General features: G+C 51.6%; 9 protein-coding genes. 5 read left to right on the top strand and 4 right to left on the bottom strand.

The annotated features are described in order from the left end of the window. The 4 genes from J2Y43_RS16465 to J2Y43_RS16450 all read left to right on the top strand — a co-directional run bounded on the left by J2Y43_RS16465 (window position 1) and on the right by J2Y43_RS16450 (window position 9,085). Window positions 1-2,625: an ABC transporter permease gene (locus J2Y43_RS16465; RefSeq protein ID WP_309984606.1), complete on the top strand. Its 2,625-nt coding sequence runs from the start codon at window positions 1-3 to the stop codon at window positions 2,623-2,625. Beyond that, the gene (locus J2Y43_RS16460; protein WP_309984604.1) at window positions 2,618-5,248 is read left to right on the top strand and encodes an ABC transporter permease; all 2,631 of its coding nucleotides are present in this window, start codon (window positions 2,618-2,620) and stop codon (window positions 5,246-5,248) included. Before J2Y43_RS16465 ends, J2Y43_RS16460 begins: the two co-directional genes overlap by 8 nt. Further along, window positions 5,241-7,937 (top strand): ABC transporter permease, encoded by a 2,697-nt coding sequence (locus J2Y43_RS16455; RefSeq protein WP_309984602.1) that lies wholly within the window; start codon window positions 5,241-5,243, stop codon window positions 7,935-7,937. Before J2Y43_RS16460 ends, J2Y43_RS16455 begins: the two co-directional genes overlap by 8 nt. A 254-nt stretch (window positions 7,938-8,191) precedes the next feature. Beyond that, window positions 8,192-9,085 (top strand): Nif3-like dinuclear metal center hexameric protein, encoded by an 894-nt coding sequence (locus J2Y43_RS16450; protein WP_309984600.1) that lies wholly within the window; start codon window positions 8,192-8,194, stop codon window positions 9,083-9,085. A 91-nt stretch (window positions 9,086-9,176) separates the two neighbouring features. Here J2Y43_RS16450 and fdhA read toward each other — a convergent pair whose 3' ends face one another. Both fdhA and J2Y43_RS16440 read right to left on the bottom strand, forming a co-directional pair. Continuing rightward, window positions 9,177-10,364 carry a formaldehyde dehydrogenase, glutathione-independent gene (gene fdhA, locus J2Y43_RS16445; protein WP_223404073.1) on the bottom strand — a complete coding sequence of 396 codons (1,188 nt, stop codon included), beginning with the start codon at window positions 10,362-10,364 and terminating at the stop codon, window positions 9,177-9,179. Between the two features lie 179 nt (window positions 10,365-10,543). Continuing rightward, window positions 10,544-11,122: a class I SAM-dependent methyltransferase gene (locus J2Y43_RS16440; protein WP_309984598.1), complete on the bottom strand. Its 579-nt coding sequence runs from the start codon at window positions 11,120-11,122 to the stop codon at window positions 10,544-10,546. A gap of 166 nt (window positions 11,123-11,288) precedes the next feature. Between J2Y43_RS16440 and J2Y43_RS16435 the strand changes: the two genes are divergently transcribed. After that, window positions 11,289-12,302 (top strand): ScyD/ScyE family protein, encoded by a 1,014-nt coding sequence (locus tag J2Y43_RS16435; RefSeq protein WP_309984596.1) that lies wholly within the window; start codon window positions 11,289-11,291, stop codon window positions 12,300-12,302. A 59-nt stretch (window positions 12,303-12,361) separates the two neighbouring features. On the opposite strand, the gene J2Y43_RS16430 is transcribed toward J2Y43_RS16435, so the two are convergent. Beyond that, window positions 12,362-13,525, bottom strand: coding sequence for an AI-2E family transporter (locus tag J2Y43_RS16430; RefSeq protein ID WP_309984594.1), 1,164 nt, complete (start codon window positions 13,523-13,525; stop codon window positions 12,362-12,364). Window positions 13,526-13,622: 97 nt separating this feature from the next. Next, window positions 13,623-14,711: a hypothetical protein gene (locus J2Y43_RS16425; protein WP_309984592.1), complete on the bottom strand. Its 1,089-nt coding sequence runs from the start codon at window positions 14,709-14,711 to the stop codon at window positions 13,623-13,625. Window positions 14,712-14,713 lie beyond the last annotated feature (2 nt).

Genomic DNA, 14,713 nt, shown 5'->3' with positions numbered 1-14,713 from the left:
ATGAAAGCCCCCATTCAACCGCCCAAATGGGCCGCACGCCTGCTGCATTGGTTCTGCGCGCCACACCTGGTAAACGAGCTCGAAGGCGATCTGCTTGAACTCTTCGCGCAGCGCGTACGCGCTTACGGAATACGTGAAGCCCGCCGGCGTTACGTGCGTGATGTGGTTTCGCTGATGCAGCCTTTCGCCATGAAAGAAAAACGAGAAAAATATCCCCAACCCGCATTAATCCAGCCAGCCATGATTCGCAACCATTTCAAAATCGCATTCCGCAACCTTGCGAAGCACAAAATGTTCTCCATAATTAATGTACTGGGACTATCGGCGGGCATGACGGCCTGCTTTCTCATTGCATTGTACGTGCATTTCGAGTTGACCTATGATACTTTCAACCAAAAAGCCGACCGCATTTACCGCGTCGCAGCGGATATTAAAACCAGTTCCGAAACGCTGCGCTACGCGATCAGCCCGTGGGCAATGGCCTCCAATATGCAAAATGATTTTCCCGAAGTGGAGGCTTTTGTACGGGTACAAAAAGAAGAAACGCTGATTCGGAAGGGTGACCTCAAATTCATTGAGGAAAACACGGTGCTTGCTGATTCGACCCTCTTTCGTGTTTTTGACTTAAAATTGCTGAAAGGCAATCCCAAAACTGCCCTGGTGGCTCCACTGAGCCTTGTTTTGACCGAAACGGCCGCCCGGAAATACTTCGCCGACGCCGATCCGGTGGGCCAGACACTGATGCTGGGCGATCCTAGTGAGCCGGCACAGGTTACCGGTGTGATGCAGGACCCGCCGGCAAACTCGCAAATCAAAGGTGACATTTTCGTCTCGATGAGTACTTACACCGCTCATCAGGATAAAAACATCGAGCGCGAGTGGGGCAGCTTCGGCGCTATCGCGTATGTACTGCTCAAACCAGGTACAGTGGCGACTGCAATGGAAAGGAAATTTCCTGCATTTGTTCAAAACCATGCCGGGAAAATGATGGCCGAACAGCAAATGCAGATCAGCCTGAGCCTCGAACCGCTAAGGGACATTTATCTGCACTCGACACGTCCGGCAGATGAATCGGGCAATGTTGATAACCTCTATATTTTCAGCGCCGTAGCCTTTTTCATTATGGTCATTGCCTGCATTAACTTCGTGAACCTTACCACCGCGCGTTCGGTGGAGCGGGCGCGGGAAGTGGGTATGCGCAAGGCAGTGGGCGCTCCCAAAAGTGCTTTGGCGAGGCAGTTCATCACCGAATCGGCACTGATGTGCATGATCGCATTTGTGTTATCCATGGCCATTGCAGCTGCGTTGCTGCCATTTTTCAATGCATTGGCCGGTAAACAGGTCAGCAAAGGAATTATACATGAATTACCTTTTGTTGCGATGGGGTTGGTCATCGCGGCCTTGGTTGGAACAACAGCAGGTATTTACCCCGCATTTGTTCTTTCCTCTTTCGAGCCCGTGAAAGTACTGAAAGGCCGTTTTACAACGAGCATCAAGGGGGTTATGCTTCGAAAAGGCCTGGTAACGGTGCAGTTTGCTATTTCCATCGTCATGATCATCGCCACCATCGTCGTATACACGCAGCTCGACTTCATGCGAAGCCACGAGCTGGGCTTTACCAAAGACCAGATGCTGGTTGTTCAGGCAGGTACCGGCCGCGACCGCGATGCTTTCAAGGCATCCATTCTGAATTTTGCTGGCGTGCGATCGGCAGCGGCCTCGGCCGCCGTACCCGGAAGCTGGACCCCGCAGGCATATTCGAAAGTCGAAAATATCAGCGGCGAAATGCAGGCCGGTAACCTGGACGTCTACCGCGTGGATTTCGATTTTATCCGGCAATACGGATTGAAGGTAGTAGCCGGGCGGGCATTCTCCAAAGCATATTCGACCGACAGTACTCAATCGCTGATGATCAATGAAGCGACGGCAAAAGTACTCGGTTACCGTTCGGCCGGGGAGGCCGTAGGCAAAAAGTTCGAGCAATGGGGCCGGAAAGGGGTGATCATTGGCGTGGTCGGGGATTTCCATTTCAAATCATTACAGGAAAATATCAAACCACTGACTTTCCGCATTACTGATTTTTGGAATGGAAATCTGCTCTCCGTCAAAATCGACGGCGGCGATGTGAAACAAACCGTTTCAGCGATTGAAAATCAATGGAAACAGGCTAATCCCGACAAGCCGTTCATCTATTATTTCCTCGACGAGTTCTACGACCGGCAGTACCGTGCCGACGAGCGTTTTGAAGCGCTGTTTCTGAATTTTGCCGCATTGGCGATCTTCATATCCTGCTTGGGGCTGCTGGGCCTTGCCTCCTACTCCACCATTCAACGTACAAAGGAGATCGGTGTCAGGAAGGTCATGGGCGCTTCGGCAGCAAGCATCGTGGGCTTATTATCTAAAGACTTCCTTCAACTGGTAGGTATTGCATTCGTGATTGCCGCGCCGCTATCATGGTTTGCCATGCACCGCTGGCTGGAAGGTTTTGCCTACAAAACGGATATCCGTGCGTGGATCTTTGTCGCGGCAGGATTGCTTTCCACCTTTGTTGCCCTGGCTACCATCAGTTTCCAGAGTATTCGCGCCGCATTGATGAACCCTGTAAAAAGTCTGCGAAGTGAATAACAGGCCCCACGGCGAACCGCCCAAATGGGCGACACAGCTCCTGCGTGCATTTTGCGCCCGGCATCTGGTCATCGAGCTCGAGGGGGATCTGCTCGAACTCTTTGCGCAGCGCCTGCGTACCTACGGAATACGTGAGGCGCGCAGGCGCTATATCCGCGACGTGTTTAGTCTGATGCGCCCTTTTGCATGGAAAAAAGAAACCGGAAAATATCCCAAACCTGCATTCATCCATACAGCCATGATCCGCAGTTACTTCAAAATCGCTTTCCGCAACCTGGCGAAGCACAAAATGTTCTCGATGATTAATTTGATGGGATTGTCTGCCGGTATGACGGCCTGCTTTCTCATTGCCTTATACGTACATTTCGAGCTTACCTATGATGCATTCAACAAAAAGGCCGACCGCATTTACCGGCTCTCCACCGATATCGGGTACAGTGGCGGCACCCTGCACTACAGCATCAGTTCCTGGCCATTCGGACCGAACCTGCAAAACGATTTCCCCGACATAGAAGCATTTACCCGCATTAGCAAGGAGAACTATCTTTTCCGCAAGGGAGATCTGAAATTCAATGAAACGCAAACCATCCTCGCCGATTCATCGCTTTTTCAGATATTTGATTTAGAACTCCTGCAAGGCAACCCTAAAACCGCATTGCAAGCGCCATTCAGCGTGGTACTCACCGAAAGCACCGCCAAAAAATATTTCGGAGAAAGCGACCCAATGGGTCAGACGCTGCTCGTCGGTGACGCCGGGGACGCCGCACAGGTGACAGGCATTATCCGCGAGCCCCCCGTCAACTCCCAGATCAATGGCGATATTTTTATTTCCATGACCACCCACACCCGGCACTATAACACCGCAGTAAATGAGGAATGGGCGAATTTTGGCACCACTACCTACCTGTTATTGAAACCCGGCACTGATCCGGCAGTACTTGCCAGCAAATTTCCGGCATTTCTCGAAAGGCACGTCGGCACTTTCCTCCGGCGGGAAAAAGTATCGTTCGCATTCGTTCTCGAACCACTTCTGGACATTTACCTCCATTCCGATCGCGAAGCTGAGCAATCGGGTAACCTCACTAATATCTACACGTTCACTATTATCGCCGTCTTTATCCTGCTTATTGCTTGCATCAATTTCGTGAACCTCACCACCGCCCGCTCGCTGGAGCGCGCCCGTGAGGTAGGGGTGCGCAAGGCGATTGGCGCGGCAAAAAGTGCATTGGCGCGCCAATTTATTTCCGAATCGTTATTGATGTCTTCACTCAGTTTTGTTTTTGCCGTCTTACTTTCGGCCGCATTAATCCCGCTTTTCAACGGACTTTCGGGCAAAACGATCAGCAATGGCATCTCGGATGAGCTGCCGTTTGTGGGAATTTTGTTTGGGGCCTCGTTGCTAATAGGGCTGGCTTCGGGTATTTATCCGGCGTTGGTACTATCGTCGTTCGAGCCGGTGAAAGTACTGAAAGGCAAATTTACGACAAGTGGGAAGGGCAACTTTCTGAGAAAAGGACTTGTGACCGTGCAATTTGCCATTTCCATCGCATTGATTATCGGCACGATGATCGTTTACACGCAGGTCAATTATATGCGCAGTCACGAGTTGGGCTTTTCCAAAGACCAAACGCTGATAATTCCCTCGGGCACAGGCAGCGCTCGCCAGGCATTGAAGGCCGCGTTGCAGCATTTGAATGGGGTAAGGTCGGTGGCCGCATCGTCATCGGTGCCGGGTGGCGAAAACTCGGATGCTCATTCAAAGATCGAGAACAGCCAGGGCGAAATGCAGGTGGCTACATTGGATGTGTACCAGGTCGATTTTGACTTTATCCCTCAGTATGGATTGACACTGGTGGCCGGGAGGCCGTTTTCGAATGAGTTTACCACCGATAGCACCAAAGCACTGGTTATTAACGAAGCAGCTGCAAAACTGCTGGGCTACGCTTCGCCCGAGCAGGCGATAGGCAAAAAATTCAGCCAGTGGGACCGCGAGGGCATCATCATCGGCGTGGTGAAGGATTTCAATTTCAAATCTTTACGTGAAAAAGTAAGACCTCTCACCTTCCGCCTGCTCGACGCCTGGAACGGCAATTGGCTGTCTGTTAAGATGAATGGAAACCGAGTACACCAAACATTGGAAGCCATTGAAGCCCAGTGGAAAATCCAGCGGCCCGAGCGTCCGTTCAGTTACTTTTTCCTTGATGAGTTTTACGACCGCCAATACCGCACAGATGTTCGCTTTCAGGAGCTTTTCATCCATTTTGCGGTGCTTGCAATCGTCATTTCCTGCCTTGGTCTGCTCGGACTGGCATCTTTCTCGACCGTTCAGCGCACGAAGGAGATTGGTGTACGTAAAGTGATGGGCGCTTCGGCAGCCAGCATTGTGGGTTTACTGTCTAAAGACTTCCTTCAACTGGTGGGTATTGCATTCGTGATTGCCGCGCCGCTATCATGGTTTGCCATGCACCGCTGGCTGGAAGGTTTTGCCTACAAAACGGATATCCGTGCGTGGATCTTCGTCGCGGCAGGATTGTTTTCCACGTTCGTTGCCCTGGCTACCATCAGTTTCCAGAGTATTCGCGCCGCATTGATGAACCCTGTAAAAAGTCTGCGAAGTGAATGATCTTTCAAACATCCAGCCCCCGCGCTGGCCGGGCCGATTATTGCGGTTGTTCTGTGCGCCGCATTTGTTGGAAGAGCTCGAAGGCGACCTCCACGAGCTTTTCGCGCAACGTAGACGCGTGTACGGCTTAAAGCATGCACGTGCCCGCTATGTGCGTGACGTTTTCAGTCTCGCCAGGCCTTTCGCGCTCAGAAAAGAGGCTCCGAAATTCCCACAACCATCTGTTTTTCGAACCACTATGATCCGTAATTATTTTAAAATCGCCCTGCGTAACATGTGGAAAAATAAGGGATTTTCCGCCATGAACATTACCGGACTGGTCGCCGGTATCACCGCATGTCTGATGATCCTGCAATACGTGAGCTTCGAGCTGAGCTTTGACAGGTTCAACCGGGACTTCGAGCGCATTTATCGCGTCACCAACGATCGTTTCCAGCAGGGTAAACTGATCCAGCACGGCACAATCACCTACCCAGCGGTAGCGGCTGCCATGGCCAGCGATTTCAACGAAGTCGAAACCTATACGACCATGGCCAATCCAGGCACATTCAGCCTGCAAAAGGATCGCCGCATATTTGCAGAAAAAGGTGTCTATACCGACGAGCGTTTTCTATCATTTTTCACATTTCCACTCGTGGCCGGTGATTTCCAAACCGCGCTGAAAGCGCCGTATTCCATTGTTATTTCGGAAACCAATGCCAAACGGATTTTCAACGCGACTCCGGCCGATTATGCGGCGCTCATCGGGAAACCCATTGTAGTCGACCTTGACACCAGGCCCTACCAGATCACCGGCATTATGAAGGATTTTCCGGCGGCGTCCCATTTACAGCATGGCGTGCTGATGTCCTTTGCAACGCTTCCGCAGACGTGGGGCGAGTGGATCAGAAACAGCTGGGAGAGCTCCGACGTCTGGCATTATGTCAAACTGCGGCCTGGCGCCGATGCGGCTGTATTGACCAAAAAATTGCCTGCATTCAGCGACCGGCATTTTCAGGGCAATAAGATCTCGGGCAGCGTAGAGCAATTCTTCCTGCAACCGCTTAGTAAAGCGCACCTGTTTTCGAATTATGAATATGAAATCGGGCAGGTCAGCAATGGGAAAGCAGTCTTGACGATGCTCATTATCGCTGTATTTATCCTGCTCATTGCCTGGATCAACTACATTAATCTCGCCACTGCGCGGTCGCTCGAACGCGCACGTGAGGTAGGCGTCCGCAAAGTTGCCGGCGCAACCAAGGGGCAGCTCATCAGCCAATTTATGTCCGAATCCCTCGTGCTCAACATCGTGGGACTGGCTCTCGGCATTGTGTTGACATTACTATTACAACCTGTACTGAACAAATTGATTGAAAAGCCGCTGTCGTTCGCCCTGCTGACGGGCTCAGGATACGGAGGCCCTGTTTTTGCGCTAGCAGTGGCAGGTATTTTCCTTTTCGGCATTCTGCTGTCGGGCTTTTATCCGGCATTTGCATTGTCCTCATTCAAAGCCGTACAGGTTTTGAAAGGCTCTTTCAAACGTTCGGTCAAGGGGATATGGGTAAGGCAATCGCTTGTGGTATTCCAGTACACGGCTTCGATGGTCCTGATTGTGGGTACATTCATCGTTTTTAAACAAATCCAGTTCATGCGCGAAGAGAAACTGGGTTTTGATATGGACCAGGTACTTGTGATGCGCGGGCCAGAGCTAACACGCTGGGATTCCACGTCCATCGACCGGATCAACAGCTTCAAAACCGAGCTCGAACGCATACCATCGGTACAAATGGCAAGCGCCTCGGGAAGTGTGTTCGGCAACCGGCTGAGCCGCAGTTTCAATTTCCGGCGTGTCGGCTCCAATGACCCCAAAGGCGTTACATTCAACCGAATGTCTATCGACGCCGACTTTTTTGAAACCTACAAAATTCCGCTTCTTGCCGGCCGCAACTTCCTTCCCACCGACTCCAACCCGATCGGCGACAAAGTAAAAAATGCAATTCTGAACGAATCGGCGGCAAAGCTGCTGGGTTTCGAGAATGCCGCCGACGCTGCCGGGCAGAAATTCGTATTCAATAACAAAGAATGGGACATTGTGGGTGTTGTCAGCGACTTTCACCAGCAATCCCTGAAACACAGCATCGAGCCCATCGTGTTTGCACCTTTTTATACGTTGTCCGGATTTATTTCGGTAAAAATTAGTGCTTCAAACCCCGCGCAGAGCATTGCTATGGTGCGCAAAAAGTACGACGAATTTTTCCCCGGCAACAGTTTCAATTACTTTTTCATGAACCAACGTTTCGACGAGCAATACAAAGACGACCGCATTTTCGGCCAGATTTCCAGCTTCTTCTCGCTGCTGGCGGTGCTCATCGCCTCACTCGGTATTTTCGGGCTCTCGTCCTACACCATCGCGCAGCGCACGAAGGAAATAGGCGTTCGAAAAGTCCTGGGTGCCACCGTTTCAGGCATTGTAGCGCTGCTTTCCAAAGATTTTCTCAAACTGGTGCTCCTCGCTGTCCTCATCGGAGCGCCCATTGCCTGGTACGGCGTAGCATTTTGGCTCAACGACTTCGCTTACCGGGTTGAAATCGAATGGTGGATGTTTGTGATTGCCGCAGCATTATCCATCGCTATCGCATTCGTATCGGTAAGCTTTCAGAGCATCCGCGCGGCATTGATGAACCCGGTGAAATCGCTCAGGAGCGAATAGGCTGATGACATACGTGGTCAGGTGTGGTCTAGGAGGAGTCAGCAGTGGTCAAGAGTGGTCAGAAATGGCCAGGAGTGGTCAGAAATGGTTATTATTATTTTATATTGGGTAAAATCTACGTAGTATTCAATCAATGATCCATTCCTGACAACACTTGACTACCTCTGACAATACTTGACAACACTTGACTACCCCTAACAACGCCTGACCGTTCCCGACTAAACTTGACCATTCCCGACTACTCCTGACCACTTATGACCACATCCGATCCCAACCGTCGCCGCTTCCTCGGCCAGGCCGCATTATCCGGCGGCGCATTCACATTCCTGACACCTGAAATGCTCTTCGGTGCAGCACCCAAATCCTATACTGTTCAGCAGATCATCGATCTGATCCTCAAAGAAGGTAATCTGAAACCGATCCCGGACACGGTCGACACCATCAAATCCGGAAGCGCCGACCAGACTGTGACAGGCATTGTCACCACGATGTTCGCCACGGCGACGGTCATCGAGCAGGCCGCCAAGCTGAAAGCCAACTTCATCATCGCCCACGAACCAACCTTCTACAACCACCGTGACGATCCGGACTGGGCAAAGGGCAACGACGTGGTCAAAAAGAAGCAGGCCCTGCTCGAAAAGCACAAAATCACCGTCTGGCGTTTCCACGACTACTGCCATTCCCTCAAACCGGATGCAATCCGCTATGGCGTGGTTAAAAAAGCCGGTTGGACGCAGTACTACAAAAACGAAACACCGGCGTTGACCATACCCGCTACCACATTAGGCGATTTGGTGAAACATCTCAAAACCAAACTCGGCATTCAGAAACTTCGTGTCGTCGGCGATCTGAGCCAACCCTGCTCCAAGCTGGCCATTATGCCCGGTGCAGCCGGCGGCCAACGGCAAGTATCTGTGGCGGTTGCAGAAAAGCCGGACGTGCTCATCGTAGGCGAAACGCCGGAATGGGAAGGCGTAGAATATGCCCGCGACGGGCGACTGCTAGGCTCGAAAATGGCATTAATCGTGCTGGGACACGCCGTGAGCGAAGAGCCGGGAATGGAGTATTTTGTGGAGTGGTTGCAGCCAAAACTTGCAGGGCTCAAAATGACGCACGTGGCGTCGGGGGATCCGTTTCAATGGATCTAGCGATGCGCTGCACCTGCCGCCACAGCAGCAGCAGCGGCTCCTGAATCAAAAAAAGAAGTCAGGAGCCGCCGCCATTATATCACTTGCGAAATCAAACAATCATCCCATGCGGGTCAATCACAAACTTCTTAGCCGCACCCTTATCAAAATCGGCATAGCCTCTCGGCGCGTCTTGCAATGTAATCACCTCTACATTCACTGCCTTGGCGATCTTAATTTTGTCATAGAGAATCGCATTCATCAGGTTACGATGGTACTTCATCACGGGGCATTGGCCGGTGTAGAATGAGTGCGACTTGGCCCAACCAAGACCTATGCGTATACTGAGGCTACCTTCTTTCGCGGCTGAATCGCGGGCGCCTGGGTCGCCGGTGACATAAAGGCCCGGGATACCAATAGCGCCGCCGGCGCGGGTAACGGCCATGGCAGTATTGAGTACTGTGGCCGGGCGCTCTTCCACAGCGTGGGCTCCGTGACCGCGGGCTTCGAAGCCGACACAATCCACAAAACAATCCACTTCCGGTACGCCTATGATCTCAGCGATTGCTTGTTCCAATGGCGTATCCTTGGTCAGGTCGATTACTTCACAGCCGAAGCTGGCGGCCTGCGCAAGGCGTTCGGGAATCATATCACCGACGATCACGACCGCGGCTCCGAGCAGGTGGCACGAGGCTGCGCACGCCAGACCCACCGGGCCCGCGCCTGCTACATACACGATCGAGCCGGGCCCTACTCCGGCGGTAACGGCACCATGGTAGCCTGTCGGGAAAATATCGGAAAGCAGGGTGAGGTCCTTGATGTAGGCCATTCCCTGGTCTTTATCGGGGAATTTCAGGAGGTTGAAATCGGCATAGGGCACCATTACGTACTCGGCCTGCCCGCCTACCCAGCCGCCCATGTCCACATACCCGTATGCAGCGCCCGGGCGCGAGGGGTTTACGTTGAGGCAAATGCCGGTTTTACCCTCCTTGCAATTACGGCATCGGCCGCAGGCAATATTAAAAGGTACGGACACCAGGTCGCCGACTTTAATAAATTCGACGTCGCTGCCGGCTTCGATCACAATACCGGTGATCTCATGCCCCAACACTAGCCCGGCCGGAGCGGTGGTGCGCCCACGGACCATGTGCTGGTCGCTGCCGCAAATGTTGGTGGAAACAATTTTCAGGATTACCCCATGCTCGCACTTGCGGTTACCCAGCGCGAGTTTCGGGTACTCGATCTCCTGCACTTCGACCTCACCGGGCCGGATGTAAGCTACTCCATGGTTTTGGCACATAAGCTAAGATTTAAGGGTTAGTACTCAATCTTTGATCATTACAAGATCATCTTACAATTATCAAAGTCAAGCGCGCGAAACCCTTAATTTACTCCTACACAAACCATAAAAAGTTACAAATCACCCTCCGATTGAGCCAGAGGGTGATTTCAGGGAATGATTGGAAAGAATGCTAGCAATCAGTATTTCACGGCGAGGAGAATGCCCGTCGCCCACACTTGTTTGGTAACAGACAGATCCAAACGGCTATCGAGGTATTCGATGAGCTTCAATGCTTTCTGATCGTGTCCTTCCGGCCAGTTGGGCTGGGGCAGCATGTCGTCGATGATGTAAAATGCGCCGGGATTGAGCATGTTGAGCACTTGGTCGAGCATAAGGTATTTCCCATGCCAGGTGTCGGCAAAAATGTAGTCGTACCGCTCGCCCAGGTGCGCATTCACCCAATCTTCACCGTCGGTGTGCACCAGGGTAAGGCGCGGGTCGCCGCCGAGGTGGTTTTCAGCGATTTCAAGGAAGCGGGCATCGTTATCAATCGATACAAGCGTGGCATGTGCGTCCATCCCGTCCAGTATCCAGGCGGTAGAAAGGCCCGTGCCTGTGCCGAGTTCGAGGAACTTGCCGCCGGGTTTGGAAGCGGCCAGGGTTTTGAGCAATGAGCAGGTGTAAATGTCGGAAGCCATTGTGAAACCTGAGGCTTTGGTAGCCTCGTCAATGGAAAGGTAAGCGGCCGGTAACGGCTGGCGAATGTCCTGATTCATGAGCGGTTTGGTGGTGGATATCTGGATTGCAAGTTACAAACTTTACCGCTTACTAAATTCCATTGATAATGACGCATTTATACAATAGTAAAGTGGAGCCAACTTCTACTTTTGCCCACAACTTCTACCATTGCTTTTCTACACATCCACTCAAAACTCAACCGCGATGAAAAAGCATTTCCTCTCTTTAATTGCATTTGCACTGATGGCGGGCCTGGTCGCCATCGACGCCTGTACCGACCACGGCGAGCCGGTTCCGGAACCCACCCAGTTCGCCGTTTCACCCTTTGTTAACGGGCTGCGTGCGCCCATCGGAATGGTAATCGACGAACAAGGGCGTTTCTGGGTTACCGAAGGCGGTACCGGGATTAACGACGGCGCATTGGTAATGATCACGCCCCAGGGTGTCAAGACCACCGTTGTGGCAGGTTTTCAATCCATTTTCAACCAGGGCAATGTGGAGGGCATCAGCCATTTATATTATGAAAACGGCACAATATATCTGCTTCATGGTGTGGAAGGCTTTCTCTATATTATCGACGTGTCTGGTTTTGCCTCAGGAAATCCGCCTATTGACAAGAATACGATCCCCAAAGAGAATATCAGGGCCTATGTATCAACCCTCAATCTTACGTTTGACAACAACTCCAACGCTTTCAGCCTGACCAAAGGGCCTGATGGGCACCTTTACATTGCCGACGCTGGCGCCAACGCGGTCATCAAGCGCGATAAGGACACACACACGCTCAGCCTGTTCACCACTTTCCCGCCAGTAGCGCCCAACAGGGATCCGGTTCCTACCGGTATCGTATTTGATGGTACTCAATTCGTACTCAGCAGTCTTACCGGCTTTCCGTTCTCGCCGGGCGCAGCAAATATTTATCAAGTGAATACCAGTGGCGTGATGGTTCCTTACAAATCCGGCTTTACGACCCTTACCCATTTGACTCTGACTGTCAACAACAAGCCGCTCCTACTACATTACGCCGACTTCACAATGCCTCCGGGTGGTCCGGGCAATCCACCGGGTTTCAAAGCCAATACCGGTTCGGTACTGAACGAGGACGGGACCGTGCTGTTCAGCGGGCTCGACAGACCGACTGACATCAAACGCTGGGGCGACCGCACATTCTACGTTCTCAGCCTTGGCGATGGTACGATCAAGAAACTGGATTATTGATTTACCATGTGTTTCAAACAAATAGGCGGGCATTCGAACGAATGCTCGCCTATTTGTTTTCAGAACAATGTTCGTTCCTTGTCCTCGGCCTCATTCGGATTCACCACCTTGGCGGGCGGATCATCGGGCATGGTGTCGCCCAGCAGTTTCCCCCACGGTTTCAGCTCGTCGATGCGATCGAAAATGATTTTCAGCACCGCCACGAACGGGATCGACAAAAACATCCCGCTCACACCCCAGAGTGTGCCGCCAAGCAGCACGACCAAAATGGAAATCAATGCATTGACAGACACTTTGGAAGACACTACACGGGGCACAATGATGTTGTTATCCAGAAACTGGATCACCGTATAAGCACCGATAATCAGTAACGGTGTAGTGTATCCGTCCTTGGTAATGAACGAGATCAGCACCGGCAATGCAATGGCGATAATACCGCCAATGTAAGGGATCAGGTTCAGGATCGCGCCAATCACGCCCAGCAGCAAGGCGTACGGCACACCCAGGATGAGCAACGCGATGGAGTTCAGCGTAGCAACGATCGTCGTTTCGATCATCAGCCCTACAATATAACTTTGAACTGCGCCCTTGGTTTCCTGCAAAATTTCAGCTACTTGCTCCGAGTTATTTTCATCAAAAACCTCAAATATAAAGTTCAGGATCAACGGCTTGTAAAACAACAGCAGGAAGATGTAGAGCGGTATAAGTACAAAAAAGCTGATAATACCAAAAAGCGTGTTCACCGTCTTGCCCACATATGTGCGGCTGTTGTTGATTGCCTCGTCGAGCATGCTCATCTGTTTTTCGGTCGAAATACCGAATGTTGATGAAAGCCATTCCTGCAAATTTCCCAGCAGCTTAATCGTCTTTTTTTCCAATTGTGGAATCATATCACCGAACTGGACGATCTGAGACGAAAGAAAGAACATGATACCAGCCACCACGAGAACGGCGATGAAAATCGTAAGCACGATGGCGAGGATCTTATTGAACTTCCATTTCTGAAATCGGTTGTAGACGGGGTTGAGCAACACGGCGATCAGCCCGGCAAATGCGAATGGGACGATGATCTCTTGCAACTGGTTGAGAATGTAAAAAAACAGATAAAGTCCGATGAGCACCATCGGCGCTTTGATGTAAAAAGGAAAACCATCCCGCACCGAAAGCCAATCGGGCAACTCGGGTGCAGGAGCATGTTTGCGGCTTTTGAAAAATAATCCCATAAATACGGTTTGATGGATGATCTGCGCAGCTTAACGCTTAGCAAACTACCATCAATAAGCGTGCCGGACACTAACTTGAACGCACCCGATTTCCAGATCATTTCTGCTCCACAGGATTGCGTCCGCGACGCCGTGAGCGAAGAGTAGTAGACCACCTCATAACCATATCATTAACATATTTCAACCACAGGCGTTTTCCGCTTGCGTTCCAGTGGCCGTCGCTTTTGTGGTACCATTCGGGATGATGCCGGAGCTGCCTGCTCAATGTTAACAGCGGGGCTTTCAGGTGCGGGTTTTGTTCTATCCGGGCGATCTGGCGGTTGTGTGGGTGACGTTCCGGCTCACACACCGTCACTTTATTGGGAATGAGGCAAAAGTATACCTCAGCAAAACCCGCACGCAGGTAATGCGCGCGAATGCGGTTCATATTGATGACGACGCTGTCGATATCGGCATTGGTGAGCGGCGTAAATGGGGATAGTATGCTTTGCGGATCGGCTTCGATTTCATAGAACAGGAACTGCCTGTCGCGCGAAATGAGCGAGCCCGGATGCGTGCGACCGAACCAGGAAAGCATCATCCCGGCTTTCACTTCCTTGCATTTCAATGCGGCCTCGGAATTGAACAGCAGGAATTCCAATCGCTCGTTGATCTGACGGTTTAAAGTATTCCCCCAAAAACTGCGGCCGGTGTTGGAGGCTGCATTGGTAACCGGCCGGTTTTTGCCTCGAATCTGAAACCCGCGATCGATATAAAGTTCTGCATAATGCTCGCGCAAACGTTCCTGGATTGTTCTTTCAATCACCTCGATCACCAGAATGGAATGTACTTCCGGGTCAAGGGCCACTGTATCCACACCGGTACCGAGCCAGATGTGGTGGTTGCGGCGGCCGGCATAAAAACTGGTATCCATGGTGGTGAAGCTATCGCCGATCGTGTACAGGTCCACATTATTTGACCGGATTCGCGGCTTGTCGTTTTCATCGAGGCCGTCGGCTTCCGCCCAATGCGTTTCCTTGAATTGCTCCAAATTGGTAATATTATAGAGATCGCCGAAGCGGTATTGATCCGGAATGAAGCCGCGGGAATACAATTTACGCTGCAGTCGATCAGACAGCCCTATCCAGAGTACGATACCCGACACCAGCATGATGGCAATACGCAGACCGGAAAACAGAGTTTTCATAT

The sequence above is a fragment of the Dyadobacter sp. BE31 genome, from assembly GCF_031457695.1.
GTDB lineage: Bacteria > Bacteroidota > Bacteroidia > Cytophagales > Spirosomataceae > Dyadobacter.
This window is presented reverse-complemented; position numbering and strand designations above follow the sequence as displayed.